An 18,953-nucleotide genomic window follows, 5' to 3' on the forward strand; every position below is an offset into this window, starting at 1 on the left:
GGTCTATTCCTCGCAGGCCTTAGAAGGCATAAGTCAGCCGGGTGTAGTAGTACCCGCCGGTAAAACCGTAGGGCGAATAGGTGCCGTAGCTGGCGAGCATGGTGCTGCTCGGCACGCCTTGTTTCTTGGGGTAGAGGTCGAAGAGGTTCTTGGCGCCGATGGCCACGTTGAGGTCCTTGGTGAGGTTGTAGCCGAGGTCGAGGTCGGTGATCCATTTGGCGCTGTAGACCCGGTCCAGGTCGCGATCGGCCGAAGCATTCACTTCCTTGTAGGTGCCGTAACGCGTCAGGGCCAGGTTCAAGTTGAAGCGCTCGATGCTCCAGTCACCACCGAGGATCAGCTTGGTGCTCGGTTGCACGCCGGTGATCAGGTTGCGCGCCTGGCGATCCATCAGCTCATAGGAAGTGCCGAGGATGTTGGTCGATTCCTTGTAGTTGAGGATTCTGGTCTGGTTCCAGTTGAACGCGGCGGTCCACTTCACTGCACCGAATGCGCCCAGGTCCTGGTTGTAGCTGCTGACCAGGTCCAGGCCCTTGGTGCGGGTGTCGGCGCCGTTGATGAAGTACTGGCCGCCAGAGGTGGAGTTGACGCCGTTGTTCTGCAACACCTGGGTGACTTCGGGCCCCAGCAGGGTGCCGGTGAGGGTGATGCGGTCGCGCAGGTTGATCACATAGGCGTCGGCGGTGAAGCTCAGGCGGTCGGTGGGTGTTAGGATCAAGCCAAGGCTGAAATTGGTCGAGCGTTCGGGCTTCAGGTCCTCGGCGCCCAGGGCCTTGGCCGCCGCCGAACCGACCGGCAGGACGCCGTAGTTGATCGACTGGTACACCCCATCCACCACGCCATAGGTGGTCGAGCGCGCACTGAACAGGCTGTTGGCCAGGGACGGCGCACGAAAGCCATTGCTCACGGTGGCACGTACCGCCAATTGCGGGGTGAAGTCGTAGCGGGTAGTCAGCTTGCCGCTGCGGGTGGCGCCCACCCCCTGGTTGTAATGCTCATAACGCACGGCGGTGCCGACGTACCAGTCCGGTAGCGGGTTGAAGCCCGCGTCGACATAACCGGCGACGCTGTTGCGCGACGCGCTGCTTTCTTCATCAGGGGAAATGCCGTTGGTGACCTGGGCCCCGGACGAGGCGCAATTGCCCGGCGCCAAGCAGTAGCCGCCGTTGGCATAGGACGCGTAGTCACCCGCCTGCACCTCATAAGTGTCACGCCGATGCTCGAAGCCATAGGACAGGTCCAGCGGTTTTTGCAGGCCGATGTCGAAGCCGCGCTTGAAGTCCAGGTTGGTGGTCAGCTCGGTGGAAATCCATGTGCCGGAGGTAAAGCTGTTCGGCGTGGCCTCGCCCAGGGACGGGTTCTGGTTGTGGGTGGTGCCCTGCTCCGCTTCGTTGCGCCCGTAGGTGGTGGACAGGTCCCAGTCCCACTCGCCGACGGTGCCCTTGCCGCCGAAGGCCGCCTGGAAATCGTCTTCATCGATATACCAGGTGGGCGTGTAGCCGGAAGGATAGCCATTGGGCCCGGTGGTGATGGTGTTGGTGATGGTCGGCAGGCGGAAGTTCTGGCCCTGCTCGGCCTTGCGCCGCGAGTAGGTGGTGAAGGAGTACAGGCTGAGGCTGTCGTCGATCGGCAGTTCGGCGTTATAGCCCAGGGTCAGCAGGTTGGTCTTGGGCGTGCCGTAGCCGCCGTAAGTCGACTTGCCGGCCAGGCCGTAGGCTTGTTCATAGGTGTAGCCGTTGGCGCTGGCCTTGTTGTCGTCATTCTGGCTGCGCGCATCCAGGGCCAGTTGCACGATACCGCCGTCGCCGATTTCGAAGCCTTTGTTGAGGCTTTGCTGCACGGTCTGCTTCTTGCCGTCATAGCCCAGGCCCGCGTGGGTCACCGAGGTGCCGCGGGTGTCGGCCTTGAGGATCACGTTGATCACCCCGGCGATGGCGTCGGAACCGTATTGGGCGGCGGCGCCATCGCGCAGCACTTCCACATGGTCGATGGCGCTGATGGGGATCAAATCCAGGTCGGCCGGTGCGGCGCCGGTGTTGATGCCGTTGATGTTCAGGGTGGCGCTGGTATGGCGGCGCTTGCCATTGACCAGCACCAGCACTTCGGCGGCGCTCAAACCACGCAGGTTGGGGGCACGGGCAATGCCACTGGCGTCCCAGCCGGTTTTCTCCGGCAGGGTCAGCGAGGGGATCACTGCGCTGAGCGCTTCCATCAACCCGGGCTTGCCGGTGCTTTGCAGCTGTTTGGCGCTGACCACATCGATGGGCACCGGGCTGCTGGTGACGGTGCGCTGCTCGGCGCCACGGTTACCGGTGACGACGACGGCGGACAAGGTGCTGTCGTCCTGGGCCTGGACTGCGGCGGCCAGCAGGGACAAGGTCAAGGCGGCGGTGGGGGGTAGAACATGCTTCATCGCTATTCCCGGTTTTTCAAATCGCAGGGTCGGGCAGGCACGCGCCTGGCGCGGCATGGCCGGTGTTGAAGGTGCAGGTGCGGTTTGAACTAGGTGTGGGGCGAGCGAAGGGTTTGAAGGGGCAACATACGTCGAACTCCGTTCCAACGATTCTGCTGCGGGGGATTACCCGTCAGGTGCGCAGAATCTGAATCACGCTGGGTACCATCCGGGGTCTGGGGTAGGCTGTTGCGATCAAACATAACGGAATGGATTTTAAAAATATAATGCTATTTGGGCATAAGCTAATATTCTGATATTTCATTATTTCTTTGAATTTTTATTCATATGTTTGATGTTGCATTGAGTACATATCCGTTGTTTAGGTAACGGCTGCTTAGGGTTCCGCCACCTCGCCTAGGCTAGGTGTGCCTAAGATCAAAAGCAGAAGCGCGGCGGCCTGGTAGCCGACCGATGTCTAATGTCGGAACTCGGTTAGAAATGTGGGAGGGGGCTTGCCCCCGATGAGGGAGTGTCAGTTGATAAATTTGTAGCTGACCCTCTGCCATCGGGGGCAAGCCCCCTCCCACATTTTCAACCACGTTCCTTCAGTTAGCGGGCTTGAGCAGCTGCATCTGCTGGCGATAATCGTCCGTCACCTGCCGCGCCTGGCTGCTGCTGGTGATCACACGGGGGGTGATCAGCACGATCAATTCGGTGCGATCCTTGGATTTGCTGGTGTTGCCGAACAACCAGCGCAAACCGGGGATCTTGCCCAGGTACGGTACGGCACTGACGGAGTCCGCATTGTCCTGCTTGATCAACCCCCCCAGCAGCACCGTCTGCCCGCTCTGCACCGCCACCTGCGTCGACACCGACCGTGTGGAAATACGCGGATTATTCGGCGTGTCATTACTCGACGCCGCCTGGTCCTGCGCATCGCTGACCTGCTGCTGAATATCCATATACACCAGGCCACCCGGATTGATGCGCGGCACCACATCCAGGATCACACCCGTCTGCACATACTCCACACTGCTCAAGGTAGTGTCAGACGTCCCCGTGTTCACCGTGGTCTGGCTGATAGGAATGTTATCGCCCACCTGAATCTGCGCTGGCTGGTTGTTCATCACCACCAGCGACGGTGCCGACAGCACCTGGGTGCGGCCGTTGGTTTCCAGGGCGTGCAGGGCCACTTGCAGGTTGGAGCTGACGAAGGAATAGAACAACGAATCCGCCGCCCCCAGCCCGGCCCCGCCACCGCCCAGCGCGCCCTGGCTGCCGGAGGCGTTTGCCACCGTGGTGCTGGTGGAATTGCCGGCCAGGCGGCCCAGGTACCACTGCACGCCCAGGTCCAGTTCACCGGTGAGTTTGACCTCAAGGATGCGCGTCTCGATCTGCACTTGCAGCGGCGGATTGTCGAGGCGTTTGATCGCCGATTCGATTTCCTTCCACTGCACCGGGCGCGTGCGCACCAGCAGCTGGTTACTGCTTTTTTGCGCGGTGATGCGGGTGCCGGCGTCGAGGCTTTTGGCCGGCGCGCCTTCGGTGGTGTCTTGCTCGGCAGTGTCCTCGGCTTGTGGCTCCTGCTCCTCATCCTCGGCGGCAGGCTGGTTGTTATTCAGGTTATTGCTCAAGCCGCCAGGCGTGTTGCCGGACGTGCTGTTGGTGCCGGGCGATGACAGGGTCGCGGTGCGCAAACCAGGCGCGACCTTGGCCGGAGCGTCGTCCTTGATCGCGCCGCTGCCGTAGATCTGCCGCAGGTACTTGGCCAGGTCGGTGGCCTTCATGTTGCGCACGTCGTACACATACATCTGCGGCTCGTTGCCGCCGCCTTCGTCGATGGTGTGAATCCAGTCACCGACTTCGCTGAGGTACTGCGGCTGCGACGAGATCGCGACCACCGAGTTGGTGCGCTCGATCGGCAAGAACCGCACCATGCCCGCCAACGGCATGCCACTGTCGGGCCCGAACATTTTTTGCAGCTCGGGCATCAGTTCGGCGACGGAGGCGCGTTGCAGGCCGAACACGCCCACCGACATGCCCTTGAGCCAGTCCACGTCAAAGGTGTCGATGGTGTCCTGATAGTTGGCCAGCTCTTCCGGCGTACCGGCCAGGCTCAGCACATTGCGCGCCGGGTCAACCAGCAGAAAGGCATTCTCGCGAGCAAACGGCTTGAGCAATTTCTGCATCTCGGTGGCCGAGATATAACGCAGTGGGAACAGTCGCGCCGACAGGCCGTTGGACGGTTGCGCCACGCGCATCTGCGGCACCAGCTTGCCCGCCACCGCCTGGTTGGCCGGCAAAATCACATAGCGGTTGCCCTGCTTGATCATGGCGTTGTCGGTCCACGACAACAGGGTTTCGAGAATCGACAGCGCCTGCTCCTTGTTCACCGGCTTGGAGGTGGAAAAGCTGACGTTACCCTTCACCCCCTGGGCAATGCTGTAGTTCTCATGCAGCAGGTCACCCATCACGCTGTTGATCACCGCCTCGATTGGCTGGTCGGCGAAGTTGAACACGATGTCACCGCCCGCCTGCGCCTTGCCGGCCGGCGCCGCTGTGGGTTGGCGCACGAACTGCTGGTTGCCGCGAATCAATTGGCGCTGGGGCGGCGTCTTGGCCTGGGGCTGGCTGCTGTCGACCGGGGCCTGTTCGCTGGCCGGGTCCACGGGCGGGCGTTGCGCGCCGGTGCCCTGCATCGCCTCATGCAACAAGGCCTCGTCCGGGTCCAGATGCTCAGGGAATGTGCCGCAGCCACCGAGGGAAACGGCGGTGGCCAGGCAAAACACGGTGGTGCGCAAAGCGCCGGGGAATGTATCGATCAAGGGGCGGACTCGTGAGGAAGGGTAATCGGGGGTGTGGTCGACGGCGGCGGCAGGCGCAGGCCTCGCAGGCTCAGGGTCTGCGTGCGGCCGTCGAGGACAAAGCGGGCTTCGCGGGGTGTCAGGTGTTCCAGGCGCCAGCCGTTGGGCAGGGTCTGGTCCTGGTGGACTTTCAGTGGCGGGCCGTCCGCGCGTTTGAGCAGTGCGACGCGCAGGTCGCCGTCCAGTACGATGCCGGTCAGCGTCAGGCTCGACAGGCTGGAGACGGCGGCTTGGCCAACCGCGCGGTCAGGGCTGCGGTCAGGGCTGAACAGCGGCGCCTGCCAGGTGCCGGCGAGGCTTTCCAGGGTTGCGCTCGGGGCCACCAGTACCTTGGCCGGGGCGTTGGCGCGCGCATCGGGTTCGGGCGCCGGCAACCACTCAGGCGCATCGCCGATGCTGCTGAGGATGCCGACCATCAACAGGCCCAACAGCCCGGCCACGCCGAGCAACAGCCACTCCAGGGGACGCAGTGCGTTGATCATCGGCGCACCTGCGCGGCGGAAGCCGGTTGCAGGTAGCCACGCACGAGCAGGTGCACCACCAGTTGACCGGCACCACCGCTGGCGGGCGCGTTCGGCCCACGGCGGATGCTCATCTCATCGACAAACAGGAACGGGCGCTGGTACTCCAGCTCGTGCAGGATCGCGGTCAAGGGTTCGATGGCGCAGTTCAGGGTCAGGCTGACTTTGACTTGGCGGTAGGGTTCGCTGTCGTCCTGCTCGGGGGTGATCGGCATGCGCTGCGTGAGGCTGCAGCCGCCACCGAGGCCGGCGCGGCTGTTGATCAGGTCGGCGACGCGTTGCATCAGGTCCGCCGCCACGGCGCTGGGGTCATCGCCGGGCAGCAGGCTGGTGCTGCTGGCCGGGTCCTGGCGGGCCTCCTCGAGTTGCTGACGCAGGGAATCACCCTGGCGCAATATGCCGGCGTAGCGTTGCTGCTGTTCGCGCAGCTGCTCGGCCTGCTCGCCCATCTCGCGCAAGGGGCCGGCGAACCAGCTGTCGACCAATAGCCAATACGCGGCGCCGAGCACCAGGGCCAGGCCGATCAGGGCTGCGCCACGGCGCTCACGGGGTGTCAGTGGTCGGCGCATCGGCGGCCTCCTGGTGCAGGTGGGCGCGCAAGGAAAATTGATCCTTGCCGGTTTGCGCGTCGGGTTGGATCACCCCTTCGAACTGGGCATTTTCCAGGCTGTGGCAGCCCTTGATGCGGGTGATCAGGGCACTGGCCTTGGCGCTTTGCCCGGAGAATGAAACGTCGGCGCCGTCGTTGACTTCCAACTGGTCGATCCAGGTGTCGGACGGCAGGCAGGCCGTCAGCTCGTTGAGCAGCCCGGCCAGCGGCGGTTGGGCGGTCTTGCGGCGGATCAGATACTGCGCGGCGCCACGGGTATTGAGCAGTTGCTGGCGCAGGGCCTGGATTTCGGCGACCTGGGCTTTTTGCGCGCGCACGCTTTGCTGCATGCTGTCGAGCACGCGCTGGCGGTCGTTGAGCCAGAGCAGCATGGCGGCAATCAGCAAGGCGCCGCACAGCCACGGCAGGCTGCGTTGCAGGCCTTTGCCCGCCGGGCGCTGGCGTGGACGCAGCGGTACCGGCAGCAGGTCGATGCCCATCGGGACGCCCGCCGCGTCCGCCACATCCACCGCGTGTGGCTGCAAGCCGAGGGCGGCGCACTCCGTGAGGATCTGGTCGAGGCGCTCGCGCAGGATCGCCACCAGCGTCACGTGCACGTGGGTCGGAGTGCGCCGCTCCTGGCGCGCGACGAAGTACAACTGCGCCGCATCAAACGGGGTAAAACGGTCCAGTTCATACCCCACCACCGTCGCCAGGTTGCGCGCCGCCGCCGGGGGCAACTGCAAGGCTTGCACCAGCACCGCCGAGGGCGCCAGCAACAGCACCTGGCGCGCCTCGCCGGCCACGGGCGACACGGGCGCGGTCAGCGGCCATGGGTACACATGCTCGGGGATGTCCTGCAGCGACAGCCAGGCCGGCAGGCAGCCACGCAGCTCCTTGAGCCACAGCCGCCAGCCCATTTGCAACAGGCTGCCGCGCCAGCGCTGGGTGATGGGCTCCGTCAGCAGGTGCAGCCGTGCGGATAAGTGTTCGTTCATTCTTGCCAACGTAAGACTCGATAAGGTTGTGCGCTGCCTTGCGCGGGGCTCAATAACACGGTGGCTTGCAACTGGGCGTGGTAGCCGCCGGGGCGTTGCGCGCGGCTGTCGATCACCAGCACCTCACCGGGGTCGGCGCCCACCGCACTCAGGTGCGGCAGGTTCAAGGCGCGGCGCATCAGCGTGCTGGCGAAGGCCGGATCGGGCCGGTCCAGGCCACTCCACAGGCTGATCTCGGGAACCAGCGCGCTGTACAGCGCCTGGGTCATGCCCGGCAATTGCCGCACTTCTTCTATGACCCTGAACGGCGCCAGGCCCTGGTGGCGTCGTACCTCCAGGTCCTTGGCGAGTTGGCCGGCCTGGGCCTGGGTCGCACCGCAGGCCAGGGCCAGCCGCGCGAAATCGCCGACCTCGGCGCTGTTCAAGTACAACTTGCCGCGCTCGCTGCGCAGGCTGACGTGCAACTGTGCATCGTCGAACACCAACGGGATTTCACGCCCATCGGCGATCCACTGTTTGCGCTGCAAAGGGTCGGCCAGGCCCTGCAGCGCCAGCGCCACGCCCGCCTCGGCGGCCAACACCGCCTGGGTGTGCTGGCGGTGCCACGCCGCCTGGCGGATTTCCAGTTGCACCCAGCCGGCCAGGCCGCCGAGCAGCAGGCTGAGCAACGCCAGCACCCACAGCACCAGCAGCAGCGCGACACCGCGCTGATGCCGGATCATTCGGGGCCCCCACTCGACAGGTTCAAGCGCAGCGCGATCACCTGGGTGACCCAGGGCACCGGCCCATTGACGCGCGCCGCAATCCGCACCGCCGAGGGCAAACGCCGGGTCCACGGCCACTCGCTGATCCAGCCGGTGGCGTTGCCCTTGGGCGACACGCCGCGATAGCTGAACTGCAGATCTTCAACCCCTTTCAATAACACCTGTGGCTCACTGCGCGACGCCGGTACGCTGACCTGCGCTGGAGACTCAAACCGCGCGAACGCCACCTGCAAATCGCGCTGCGCCTCGGCGCCGGTCAACTGCAGGGTGAAGCGCTGAATCCCGCCACCGAGCACGCCCGGCAGGGTCGCGACAAACTGCATGCGCTGTGGGCTGCCGGCGAAAAACCCGTCGGTCTGGCTGTCGTCCTCGGTCACGTCCAGGGGCAGCGCCTCGCTGATCGCCGTGCGCAAAAACTGCTGCGCCGCCCGCATTTCATCCAGGCTGACCGTGTAGCGCTGCGCCTTGAGCACCGCGCGATTGGCCCCCAGCAGCGCGCCACCGACCAGGGTCAGTAACACGCCGAGCAGGCTCAGCACGATCATGATTTCGAGCAGGGTGAAGCCCTGCTGACGGCGCTTCACAAACCGGCCCCTGCCGCACGCAGTTTCAAGGTGCTGAAACTGGCGTGGCGCGGCCCCTCGCTGACCGTCAGGTCGAGGCGAAACAACTGCGGCTGGCCGATCCGGGTGGGCTGTTGGGCGATGCGCAGTTGCCAGGCGATGCCGTCCAGATCGCCCTGGCGCACGCCATTGGCCAGGGGACCTGCTGCTTCCTGGTCCATCACGCTGACGGCAGCATGGCTCAGGCGGTCGCTGTGGGCGACGTGCAACAACGAGCGCGCGCTCTGGCCGAAGGCGACCAGCAGCACCGTGCTGCAGATAGCCATGAGCGTCAGCGCGGCGAGCATTTCCAGCAGGGTGAACCCGGCTTGGCGCTTCATGGCAGCGCCCTGGACTGCACGCTGCCGGTCAGCCAGCCAATATCGATGCGCCAGCGCCGGCTGCCATTGGCCAACAACAGGTTGCCGCCGGTGGAACTGCCATCGGGGTAGAACTCCACCGCCGAGCCTGCATGTTCGGCCGTGTGCAAGGTGACTTGCAGGTCGGCCGGCCAGTGTTTTTTCGGGCGGCCCGGGGCCTGGAAGCTGAGGCTGCGCAAGTCGAACGACGTGCTTTGCGGGGTGCCGCTGACAATCGCCCGCGCCCGCGTGCTGCGCAACGCCTCGACCATCTGCCCGACCGCCTGGCGCTCCTTGGCGGCGCGCAGGCCTTGTTGCAGGCCAAAACCCACCAGGCCGGCCGCGATGCTGATCAAGACGATTACCACCAGCATTTCCAGCAAGGTAAAACCACGTTGGGCGTTGGCCATGGTCAGCGGTTATTCCCAGTTGCCCAGGTCGGCGCTGTAGCCTTCGCCACCGGGCTGGCCGTCCTGACCGTAGAAAATCAGGTCGAACGCGCCGTGCTCACCGGGGAAGCGATAGCCGAAGGCATGGCCGAACGGGTCCTTGAGGTCCGACGGCTTGGCATACGGGCCGGCCCAGCCGGCGCTGTTACCCGGCTTGTCGACCAGTTGCTGCAGGGACTTGGGCGGCGAGCCGACGTCCAGCCCGTAGCTTTCGATTTTCATGCTCAGGCTGGCCAGTTGCGCCTTGCCCGCACCGTACTTGCCCTTGTCCACGTTACCGCCAACCTGGCGCACCACGATGGTCGCGACGATGCCCAGCAGCACGATCACGGCGAGCATTTCCAGCAGGGTAAAACCGCCCTGGCGGCGGGCGGGCTTGAATCGGTTTTGGCGCATGGGTAAGGATCCTTGAGGGTTCATATATTGCTGGTCAGGCTCATCAGCGGCAGCATGATCGCGAGCATGATCACCGCCACCAGCACCGCCATGACCACGGTCAGCGACGGCACCAGCGCGGCGAGCAGGCGGTCGATGCCGCGCTTGGCTTCAACGTCGAACACATCGGCGACCTTGAGCAGCATGCTGTCGAGTTCGCCGGCCTGTTCGCCGACTTCAATCATTTGCAGCGCCAGGTCGGGCAGCAGCGGCTGCGCGCCGAAGGCACTGGCCAGGGTGCCGCCGCCCTTGACGGATTCGGCGGCCTGGGCGACTTGCGCTTGCAGCGCGCGATTGGTGCAGACCTGCCGGGCGATCACCAGCGCCTGCAGCAGCGCCACGCCGTTGCTCAGCAAGGTGCCGAGGGTGCGCGTCAACCGCGCCGCTTCGACCCGTTGCAGCAGCGGGCCGATCACACGGAGGCCAAGCACGCGCCTGTCATAACGCTCACGGCGCTGCGGGTCGCGCAGGCGTGCGGCCAGCGTCCAGATCGTGACGATCAACCCGGCGAAAACCGCCAGGCCATAGGCCCCGAGAAACTGGCCGAGCCCGAGGATCACTTCGGTGATCAACGGAATGGGCACGCCCAGATCCTTGAAGATCGGCACGAACTGCGGCACCACATAAGCCAGCAGCAGCGCCAGCGAGCCGAGTACGCCGACCACCAGAAAGGCCGGGTAGATCAGCGCGTTGATCACCTCGCCGCGCAGTAATTGGCTGCGCTCCAGGTAGTCACTGAGCTGGCGCAGGGTGTTTTCCAGGGCGCCGCCCGCCTCGCCCGCGCGCACCATGCTCAGGTACAGCGGCGAGAACTGGCGGCCCTCTTCCTCCAGCGCTTTGGATAACGGCTGGCCGGCCTTGACCTGTTCGCGGATACGCTCGATGAGTGCGCGGGTCTGCGGCTGGCCAGGTTGCTTGAGCAGGATGCCCAGCGAGCGCTCCAGCGGCTGGCCGGCGCCCAGCAGGGTGGCCAGTTGCTGGGTGAAACTGACCAGCGCCGCGCCGCTCAACTGACCACGGCCAAGGGCATTGCGCAGCCCTTGCGCACCGGCGACGTCAACCTGCAACACCAGCAGCCCGCGCTTGTGCAACAGGGCGACGGCGGCGTCGTGGTCCTTGGCGTCGAGCGTGCCGTGTTGCGCGGCGCCCTGGCTGTCGAGGGCGCGGTATTTGAACAGGCTCACGTGCCCTCCCCTCGGGTCACACGCAATACTTCTTCCAACGACGTCACGCCGGCGACGGCCTGGCGCAGGCCCTCTTCATGCAAGGTGCGCAGGCCGCCACGGCGGGCGGCGGCTTCCAGGGTGGCGGCATCGGCCTGGCGCATCAGCAGGCTGCGCAGTTCTTCATTCATCACCAGCAGCTCGGTGATTGCACTGCGGCCGTGGTAACCACCGCCCGGCGTGTCGGCGCGGGGCCGATAAAGCATGATCGGGCGCTCATCGGTAAAGCGGTCCAGGCCATGCTCGGCGATCAGCTCGGGCGGTGCTTCGAAGGCTTCCCGGGTGGCCGGGTCGAGGCGGCGCACCAGGCGCTGGGCCAGGATGCCGTTGACGGTCGAGGCAATCAGGTAGCTTTCGACGCCCATGTCGAGCAGCCGCGTGATACTCGCCGCCGCACTGTTGGTGTGCAACGTGGACAGCACCAAATGCCCGGTCAGCGACGATTGAATAGCGATGCGGCAGGTTTCCAGGTCGCGGATTTCGCCGATCATAATCACGTCCGGGTCCTGACGCACGATGGAGCGCAGCGCGCCGGCAAAGTCCAGGCCAATGGCTGGCTTGACCTGAATCTGGTTGATGCCTTCCAGTTGATATTCGACCGGGTCTTCAACCGTGATGATCTTGCGCTCGGCGGTGTTGAGCCGTGACAGCGCGGTGTACAGCGTGGTGGTCTTGCCCGAGCCGGTCGGGCCGGTGACCAGCAGAATCCCGTGGGGACGCTCCAGCACTTCAAGGAAGGTTTCCAAGCGCTGGCCATCAAAACCCAGGCTCTGGAAATCGAACTGCACGGTCTGCCGATCAAGCAGACGCATCACCACCGACTCGCCAAAACTGGTAGGCACCGTGGACACCCGCAGGTCGAGTTCCTTGCCCTGGATGCGCAGCATGATCCGGCCGTCCTGGGGCAGACGCCGCTCGGCGATGTCCAGGCGCGCCATGATTTTCACCCGCGAAATCACCGCGGCGGATGAGCTCGACGGTGGCGCCTCGGCCTCGTGCAGCACGCCGTCGATGCGGTAACGCACCTTGAGCTGGTTTTCGAAGGGTTCGATATGGATGTCCGAGGCGCGATGTTCCACCGCGCGCTGCAGGATCAGGTTGACCAGGCGAATCACCGGCGCCTCGGAGGCCATGTCCTTGAGGTGTTCGATGTCTTCCAGCGCGCCGCTGTGCTCGTCGAGATTTTCGATCAGCGTGCCCATGGCCGAGCGGCCCTGGCCGTAGTAGCGCTCGATCAGGGTTTCGACCTCGTTGCGCGGGCCGACCGCCAGCCACACCGGCACGCCGCAGGCATAGGCCAGGGCCTGGAACGGGTAGACCAGCGACGGGTTGGCCGCCAGCACGCGCAGGCCACCCTGGCTCCAGCCCACGGGCACCACCTGGTAGTGGCGCATAAAGCGCTCGGTCAGGCTCGGTAACGGGTCAAGCAAGGGCGGCGCGGCGTCGGCCAGCAGCAGCGGCGCGCCGAGCAAGTCGGCCCAGGCGCGGGCCAGTTCGACTTCGGAGACCAACCCCAGGCGGGTCAGCAGGCCAAGTAATTCAGGGTCGGCGCTCTCTTGGGACAGGCGCCGGGCGCGCTCCAGGTCCACGGTTTTCAACCCGGCCTGTTGCATCAGCCACGCGCAGACTTGTTCGGTATCCGGGACGTGCATCTGGCAGGCATCGATGGGCGTTGAGGGACTTGGCATAAGCAGCTATCTGAGGGGCAATGTTCTACACAACTGCAGGAACCCCTTGTGGGAGGGGGCTTGCCCCCGATAGCTGTGGACCAGTTGGCGCATATGCTGACTGATACACCGCTATCGGGGGCAAGCCCCCTCCCACAGGGGACCGCGGTTAGTTCGAGGTCTTCGGCGCGGCCTGGCTGCTTTTCAAAGGGCGGCCACCCTTGGTGGTTTCGGCTTTCTGCTTTTTCGCCGCCTTGGCGTCGTGGGTCTGGGTCAGCACGGTGGAATCGGCAGCACCCGACGTCGCATCGGCGTCGGTTGATTCAGCGGCCATGGCCGCGCCACTCAGTGCAACGCCCAGCACGAGGCCGGCACCCAACAGGGACATTTTCATAAACATTCTCCAGTTCAAAAACAGCGGACAGCTCAAGTGGCGCCTTGAATTCGATCAAGACCCTACACCAAAGCGTTGTGTATGACAGCTTGTATAAAACATGGCCTTTTAGAACTACCGGGCAACGCCACTAGTTTGCCATGCCGCCATATATTTTCTTAAACCAATCGACTGGTAGGTTTAGCCTTAGTTCCGAAAGGTAAGGAAATATTTCTTATTTCACGCAAAAATTAGCTTTTGTTTGACTTATAACTGCAAGAATTGCCTTAATTATGCAGTTTTTGCGGTTCAAAACGCCATCGCGTGATACCACTTAGACACTACTCACAATAACAATCCATACAATTATTAAACTTTTAATACTGCGAAACCTGCCAAGTAGTTGCAATTAGCCATCGGTTAAACATTGCGATCAAGGCTGACTATTGCCCGTAAAAAAGTGACAGGCGCGCTGTGTGAAGCGCGCGTTTTGGCACCCTATTTTCAATAAACAGTTGTCGGAGAAACCCATGAACAAACGCAAAATGATCGGTGCGCAGTCGGCATTTGCCCTGCTGGCACTGGCCGTGTCCCAGGTGCATGCGGCCACCAGCCCGGCCTTGGATGAGGGCAGGGTGAGCCGCGCAGAAAAGGCCGCGGATAAAACCCTGGCGAAGATGACCATGGAAGAGAAACTCGCCTACATCGGCGGCACTGGCGGTTGGGACGTCAAGCCGTTGACCCAATACGGCATCCCGCAGATCCACGGTGCCGACGGCGGTGTCGGCGTGCGCTACACCAGTGAAGGCAACGCCCAGGGCGTGGTGTACCCGTCCGGTCCGAACCTGGCAGCCAGCTGGAACCCGCGTCGCGCCATCGACCTGGGCCGTGCCCTGGGCTACGACACCGCCAGCGGCGGTTATCAGTTCGTCACCGGCCCCGGCATCAATCTGTACCGCATGCCGTACAGCGGCCGTGCGTTCGAGTATCTGTCGGGTGAAGACCCCTTCCTCGGCGCCAGCCTGGGGCCGGCCGTGATCAACGGGATTCAGTCGCGCGGCGTGTGGGCCAACGCCAAGCATTTCGCCGCCAATGACCAGGAAAGCAACCGCTTCCATCTCAACGAAACCATCAGCGAGCGCGTGCTGCGCGAGATGACCCTGCCGCCTTTCGAGTCCGCCTCGAAGAACAGCAAAGTCGCGATGATGATGTGTGCATTCCAGAAGGTGAACGGCGAGTTCGCATGCCAGAACAAGCACCTGATGCGTGACATCCTGAAAACCGAATGGGGCTATCCGGGTTTCGTCCAGAGTGACTACAACGCCGTGGTCGACGGCTTGCCGGCGGCACAGGCCGGTACTGACCTGGACATGATGGGCTACCAGATGAACAGCACCGTCCTCAAGCCGTACCTGGACAGTGGCGAGCTGAGCAGCGCGACCATCGATGACAAGGTTCGCCGCATCCTCAAGCAGATCTACCTGTACAAGTTCGACAGCAAAGCCCCGCTGACCAGCCACAACATGAACAGCGCCACCAGCAACCGCACGGCGCTCAATGCCGCGCGCGAAGGCATCGTGCTGCTGAAAAACCAGAACAGCCTGCTGCCGCTGGACGCGAAGAAGGTCAAGCGCATCGCCGTGGTCGGCACCCTGGCCAAGTACGCGCCGCCTACCGGTTTCGGCAGCGCCAACGTGATGGCCGCCAACTACATCAGCGAGCTGAGCGGCTTGCAGCAACTGGCGCCAGGCGCCAAGGTCGAGTTCATCGACGGGCTGTCGCTGGACCCGGCCACCTCCAGCTGGACCCATGCCGACAGCAATGGCAACAGTGTCAAAGGCCTGAAGACCGAGTTCTTCAGCAACACCAACTGGTCCGGTGACCCGGCCGCCACCCGCACTGACACCCACGTCAACCTCGACTGGTCCACCGACAGCCTGCCAGTCAATGGCGACACTGCCGCCACGTCGATTCGCTACAGCGGCCAGATCACCCCGACCGTCAGCGGCGAACAGGTGTTCAAAGTCCGCGCCGACGGTGCGGTACGCCTCTACGTCAACGGCAAGAAAGTCCTCGACAACGGCGACGGCAAGCCGCTGCCGAACAACAGCATTCCGCCGACCATCCCGGTGTTCGCCAAGGTCAATCTTGAAGCCGGCAAACCGGTCGACATCAAGCTCGAATACTCGCGCCGCAACGGCTACCTCTCCACCATGGGCGGCCTGGTTGGCGTGCAGATGAGCTGGGCATCGCTGGTTGCGCCACAGGACCTGGCGCAGTACGACGCCGTACTGGTGGCAGCCGGCAACAGCAATGAATACGAGGGCGAAGGCTTCGACCACAGCTTCGACCTGCCGGAATACCAGAACCTGCTGATCCAGAGCATTGCCAAGGTCAACCCGAACACCGTGGTCACCCTGCACGGCGGCACCGGCTTGAAGATGAGCGACTGGATCGACCAGGTGCCGGCCGCCCTGCACGCCTTCTACCCTGGGCAGAACGGCGGCCAGGCCCTGGCAGAGATCCTGCTGGGCAAGGTCAACCCGTCGGCCAAGCTGCCGATCAGTATCGAACGCAACATCGAAGACAACCCGATCTACGCGACTTTCCCCAAGTTCGACAATCAGGAAACCCTGAGCGAGATGAGCTACAAGGACGACCTGTTCCTGGGCTATCGCGGCTACGAGAAGAAGGGCATCAAGCCGCTGTATCCGTTCGGTTATGGCTTGTCGTACACCACCTTCGGCTACAGCAACATCAGCGTCAGCCCTGGCGTCGCCGTGGCCGGTGCGCCGATCAAGGTGTCGTTCGATCTGGCCAACACCGGCAAGGTCGCCGGCGCCGAAGTGGCCGAGCTGTACGTGGGCCAGAACAACCCGAAAGTCGAACGCGCGATCAAGGAGCTCAAGGGCTACAAGAAAGTGTTCCTCAAGCCTGGCCAGAGCAAGCGCGTGACCATCGAGCTCAACGACCGCTCGCTGGCCTACTACGATGTGGCCAGCAAGCAGTGGGTGGTGGATGCCGACAGCTTCAACCTGTCGGTGGGCGCTTCGTCCCAGGACATCCGCCTGAACGCCAAGCTGGTCAACCCGTTCCGCCAGGAACTGTCGACCACCACCAGCAACCCGCTGCCGCGTTCGGCGCTGAACTCGACGTTGCGTGAATCGACGGTGAAGACCGGCGGCGTACTGCATCAAAATGAAGGGGATAGCGGCACCAGCGACGGTGATGGCTATGACATGAGCGATGACAGCAGCCAGGGCAGTGCTGCGGGCAACTGATCCCTGTGGAAGGGGGCAAGCCCCCTGCCACATGATCGTTCCCACGCTCTGCGTGGGAATGCCGCCTGGGACGCTCCGCGTTCCGCCGACAACTCAATGCGTACAGGTGACGCAGAGCGTCACGGGATGCATTACCACGCGGAGCGTGGGAACGATCAATCGGGTATCCACGATGCGAAGCGAGCCGCTCTTGATCTTGATCTTGATCTGCTTTTGATCTCAGGCGCCCCGTTAAACCACGCTGGCCGAACGCAGGCTTGAATCCGTGGGTAACCCGGCAGGACGCCGGGTTAGCCGCCCCGCGCCATGGATGGCGCGTGGCGGCGGCCCACGGATTCAAGCCTGCGTTCGGGCACACCGAGCCTAAGCGAGGTGCCGAGTGGTGGGGCAAGAGCGTTTTGCTTACTTTTGCGCTTTTCAAAAGTGAGCCGCCGTAAGGGCGGAACCCATAGCAGCCGTGACCGCAGCAACGGATATGTACTCGGTCTGATCCAGCATCCTGGTCGGCCCAGAGGCCGCCATCGGGGGCAAGCCCCCTCCCACATTGGACCGGGATCGACACCAAAATCCCGGCCAGCCAGAGGCCGCCATCGGAGGCAAGTCGAATCGTCGCACCGCCCCTCCCACATTTGGACCGGGATCGACTCAGGCTCTAATGGCCGCTTCGACCCGCGCAATGTAGGCATCGAACCGCGCCACCAGGTCCACCTGCTCCGGAAAGCGCAGCCACTGGATCTGCAAGCCATCCATCATGGCCAGGATCTCTTCCACCAGCCCGGCAATGTCCACGTCACTGCGCACCTCCCCCGCCGCCACCAGGTCTGCAAACTGCCCCTGCAGTCGTCGCTGGATCCCCGCATAGCGCTCCTGAAACCAGCCCCACGCCGGTTGCGTATCAAGCAGACTTTCCGCATTCAAAATGGTAAATGCACGCACCACACCAGGCGCGGTGGCATTCGAGCGGTTGATCGCGCGCAGGCTGCCAAGCAACCCGCTCAACGACTTCTCGGCGCGTACTTCATCGGCAATCCGTTGGTTGACTTCGTCGCGGCGTTGCAGCACGCCCATCAACAACGAGATCTTGCTGGGAAAGTGATGCAGCAGGCCAGCCACGGAAATACCGACAATCGCCGCCACCTGGGCCACGGAGGCGCCGCTGTAGCCCTCCAGGGAGAACACCTGCAAGGCCGCGTCCAGCAGCTCTTCGCGGCGTTTTTCACCCTTGGGTGCGCGGCGGGTTTTAGGGGCAGGTTCAGTCATGGGAACGTCCTTGTGGGCAGGCTTGCACCCTATCCAAATTGCCCCTGGGCCGCAAATAAAGCTCAGGCGCTTTCGCGTTCGATCAGGCTGCAGTCCAACAGGTTCAAGCGCTGTACCTCATCCACCACCGCCAGTACGCCAAGGCTTTCCAGTATCCGCGTGGCCGCCAGCACACCAATGTCCAACGCCGGCGGCTTGATGGTGCTCAGGCTCGGCAATAGCATTTCGGCAAACGGGTAATCGCCGAAACCGAGTACCGCGCAGTCCTGGGGGATTTTCAACCCGGCACGCTGCCCTGCCAGCAAGCCGCCGGCGGCCAGGTTGTCATTGGCGAAGAAGATCGCGTCGGGCGGTGTGGCATGGCTCATCAGGCTTTCCATCGCCTGCTTGCCCGCCTCAAAGGGCGCGCGGTCGGCGTCGGGAGCGAAGACCCAGGGCTGCACGCCCAGTTCGATCAGGGTCGCGGCGAACCCCTCGCCCCGCTCACGCGCGCTCAGGTCCCCCGCGGCGCTGTTGTGCACGAAAGCGATGCGTCGGTGGCCCTTGGCGTGCAGGTACCGCGCGGCCGTCACGCCGACTTCATAGTGGGAAAAACCGATCTGCAACGGCTTGCGCTCGGGCACGTAGTCCCAGGTTTCGACCACGGGGATATCGGCGTCGGCGATCATCTTTTCGGTGCCCGCACTGTGAAAACGGCTGGTCAGCACCAACGCCGCCGGCGACCAGCCGAGAAAGGCACGCACCGCACTTTCTTCCTGCTCGGCGCTGAAATAACTGGACGCCAGCAACAGCTGGTACCCATGCCGGCTGAGGGTATCGCTGAAACCCTGGAGGGTATTGGCGAAGATCGGCCCGGAGATGTTCGGGATCACCATGGCCACGATCCGGCCCCGTGCGGAGGCCAGGCCACCGGCCACCAGATTCGGCACATAGCCCAGTGCGGCGACCACCTCGGCAATACGTTCGCGGCGCTCGGGCGAGACTTGCTCCGGCTGATTGAAATACCGCGACACGGTAATCGCCGACACCCCGGCCTGGTGCGCGACGGTGCTCAGGGTGACGCGGCCGGCGCCACGGCGTTTGCGCGGTTTTGCTTCAGTCACGGGGGGCATCCAGTAAAAAACCAAAAAGAATATAAAACTAATTTTTTAGTATTTGACGCTCTAAACGCGA

Annotated in this window: 16 protein-coding genes; 1 reads left to right on the top strand and 15 read right to left on the bottom strand. The window is 63.7% G+C overall.

Features of this window, described 5'->3' with window-relative positions; all coding sequences use genetic code 11:
* Positions 1-19: 19 nt before the first annotated feature.
* The 13 genes from BOP93_RS17095 to BOP93_RS17155 all read right to left on the bottom strand — a co-directional run bounded on the left by BOP93_RS17095 (position 20) and on the right by BOP93_RS17155 (position 13,260).
* Entirely contained in the window at positions 20-2,413 is a 2,394-nt protein-coding gene (locus BOP93_RS17095) for a TonB-dependent receptor plug domain-containing protein (protein ID WP_104503588.1), read from the bottom strand.
* A gap of 587 nt (positions 2,414-3,000) precedes the next feature.
* On the bottom strand, positions 3,001-5,220 hold the full coding sequence (gene gspD, locus BOP93_RS17100; protein WP_104503590.1) for a type II secretion system secretin GspD: 2,220 nt from the start codon (positions 5,218-5,220) through the stop codon (positions 3,001-3,003).
* The gene (locus BOP93_RS17105) at positions 5,217-5,741 is read right to left on the bottom strand and encodes a general secretion pathway protein GspN (RefSeq protein WP_104503592.1); all 525 of its coding nucleotides are present in this window, start codon (positions 5,739-5,741) and stop codon (positions 5,217-5,219) included. Before BOP93_RS17105 ends, gspD begins: the two co-directional genes overlap by 4 nt.
* On the bottom strand, positions 5,738-6,349 hold the full coding sequence (gene gspM, locus BOP93_RS17110) for a type II secretion system protein GspM (protein WP_104503594.1): 612 nt from the start codon (positions 6,347-6,349) through the stop codon (positions 5,738-5,740). The genes BOP93_RS17105 and gspM overlap by 4 nt, the downstream gene beginning before the upstream one ends.
* The gene (locus BOP93_RS17115; RefSeq protein ID WP_104503596.1) at positions 6,324-7,367 is read right to left on the bottom strand and encodes a PilN domain-containing protein; all 1,044 of its coding nucleotides are present in this window, start codon (positions 7,365-7,367) and stop codon (positions 6,324-6,326) included. The genes gspM and BOP93_RS17115 overlap by 26 nt, the downstream gene beginning before the upstream one ends.
* Positions 7,364-8,089: a general secretion pathway protein GspK gene (locus BOP93_RS17120; RefSeq protein ID WP_065935416.1), complete on the bottom strand. Its 726-nt coding sequence runs from the start codon at positions 8,087-8,089 to the stop codon at positions 7,364-7,366. The genes BOP93_RS17115 and BOP93_RS17120 overlap by 4 nt, the downstream gene beginning before the upstream one ends.
* Positions 8,086-8,715, bottom strand: coding sequence for a prepilin-type N-terminal cleavage/methylation domain-containing protein (locus BOP93_RS17125; protein ID WP_104503598.1), 630 nt, complete (start codon positions 8,713-8,715; stop codon positions 8,086-8,088). Before BOP93_RS17125 ends, BOP93_RS17120 begins: the two co-directional genes overlap by 4 nt.
* On the bottom strand, positions 8,712-9,074 hold the full coding sequence (locus tag BOP93_RS17130) for a type II secretion system protein (protein WP_065892509.1): 363 nt from the start codon (positions 9,072-9,074) through the stop codon (positions 8,712-8,714). Before BOP93_RS17130 ends, BOP93_RS17125 begins: the two co-directional genes overlap by 4 nt.
* The gene (locus BOP93_RS17135) at positions 9,071-9,502 is read right to left on the bottom strand and encodes a type II secretion system protein (protein WP_065895707.1); all 432 of its coding nucleotides are present in this window, start codon (positions 9,500-9,502) and stop codon (positions 9,071-9,073) included. Before BOP93_RS17135 ends, BOP93_RS17130 begins: the two co-directional genes overlap by 4 nt.
* Before the next feature lie 9 nt (positions 9,503-9,511).
* The gene (gene gspG / locus BOP93_RS17140; RefSeq protein ID WP_083203132.1) at positions 9,512-9,937 is read right to left on the bottom strand and encodes a type II secretion system major pseudopilin GspG; all 426 of its coding nucleotides are present in this window, start codon (positions 9,935-9,937) and stop codon (positions 9,512-9,514) included.
* Between the two features lie 20 nt (positions 9,938-9,957).
* Positions 9,958-11,160, bottom strand: a complete 1,203-nt coding sequence (gspF, locus tag BOP93_RS17145) for a type II secretion system inner membrane protein GspF (RefSeq protein WP_104503600.1) — start codon at positions 11,158-11,160, stop codon at positions 9,958-9,960.
* Positions 11,157-12,887, bottom strand: coding sequence for a type II secretion system ATPase GspE (gspE, locus tag BOP93_RS17150; RefSeq protein WP_104503602.1), 1,731 nt, complete (start codon positions 12,885-12,887; stop codon positions 11,157-11,159). The genes gspF and gspE overlap by 4 nt, the downstream gene beginning before the upstream one ends.
* Before the next feature lie 148 nt (positions 12,888-13,035).
* Positions 13,036-13,260, bottom strand: coding sequence for a hypothetical protein (locus tag BOP93_RS17155; RefSeq protein ID WP_104503605.1), 225 nt, complete (start codon positions 13,258-13,260; stop codon positions 13,036-13,038).
* Positions 13,261-13,769: 509 nt separating this feature from the next.
* On the opposite strand from BOP93_RS17155, the gene BOP93_RS17160 reads away from it, so the two are divergent.
* Positions 13,770-16,520, top strand: coding sequence for a beta-glucosidase (locus tag BOP93_RS17160; protein WP_104503607.1), 2,751 nt, complete (start codon positions 13,770-13,772; stop codon positions 16,518-16,520).
* Positions 16,521-17,165: 645 nt separating this feature from the next.
* On the opposite strand, the gene BOP93_RS17170 is transcribed toward BOP93_RS17160, so the two are convergent.
* Positions 17,166-17,780, bottom strand: coding sequence for a TetR/AcrR family transcriptional regulator (locus BOP93_RS17170; RefSeq protein ID WP_065887195.1), 615 nt, complete (start codon positions 17,778-17,780; stop codon positions 17,166-17,168).
* A 62-nt stretch (positions 17,781-17,842) separates the two neighbouring features.
* Positions 17,843-18,883, bottom strand: a complete 1,041-nt coding sequence (locus BOP93_RS17175; protein WP_104503609.1) for a LacI family DNA-binding transcriptional regulator — start codon at positions 18,881-18,883, stop codon at positions 17,843-17,845.
* Positions 18,884-18,953: the final 70 nt, after the last annotated feature.

The organism is Pseudomonas orientalis (genome assembly GCF_002934065.1).
In the GTDB taxonomy this organism is placed as follows: domain Bacteria; phylum Pseudomonadota; class Gammaproteobacteria; order Pseudomonadales; family Pseudomonadaceae; genus Aquipseudomonas; species Aquipseudomonas orientalis_A.

Bases quoted from the DNA above. Each gene is read 5' to 3' on its own strand.
- BOP93_RS17095 (WP_104503588.1), bottom strand. From the start codon at position 2,413: ATGAAGCATGTTCTACCCCCCACCGCCGCCTTGACCTTGTCCCTGCTG.
- BOP93_RS17105 (WP_104503592.1), bottom strand. From the start codon at position 5,741: ATGATCAACGCACTGCGTCCCCTGGAGTGGCTGTTGCTCGGCGTGGCC.
- gspM (WP_104503594.1), bottom strand. From the start codon at position 6,349: ATGCGCCGACCACTGACACCCCGTGAGCGCCGTGGCGCAGCCCTGATC.
- BOP93_RS17115 (WP_104503596.1), bottom strand. From the start codon at position 7,367: ATGAACGAACACTTATCCGCACGGCTGCACCTGCTGACGGAGCCCATC.
- BOP93_RS17120 (WP_065935416.1), bottom strand. From the start codon at position 8,089: ATGATCCGGCATCAGCGCGGTGTCGCGCTGCTGCTGGTGCTGTGGGTG.
- BOP93_RS17130 (WP_065892509.1), bottom strand. From the start codon at position 9,074: ATGAAGCGCCAAGCCGGGTTCACCCTGCTGGAAATGCTCGCCGCGCTG.
- BOP93_RS17135 (WP_065895707.1), bottom strand. From the start codon at position 9,502: ATGGCCAACGCCCAACGTGGTTTTACCTTGCTGGAAATGCTGGTGGTA.
- gspG (WP_083203132.1), bottom strand. From the start codon at position 9,937: ATGCGCCAAAACCGATTCAAGCCCGCCCGCCGCCAGGGCGGTTTTACC.
- gspE (WP_104503602.1), bottom strand. From the start codon at position 12,887: ATGCCAAGTCCCTCAACGCCCATCGATGCCTGCCAGATGCACGTCCCG.
- BOP93_RS17155 (WP_104503605.1), bottom strand. From the start codon at position 13,260: ATGAAAATGTCCCTGTTGGGTGCCGGCCTCGTGCTGGGCGTTGCACTG.
- BOP93_RS17160 (WP_104503607.1), top strand. From the start codon at position 13,770: ATGAACAAACGCAAAATGATCGGTGCGCAGTCGGCATTTGCCCTGCTG.
- BOP93_RS17170 (WP_065887195.1), bottom strand. From the start codon at position 17,780: ATGACTGAACCTGCCCCTAAAACCCGCCGCGCACCCAAGGGTGAAAAA.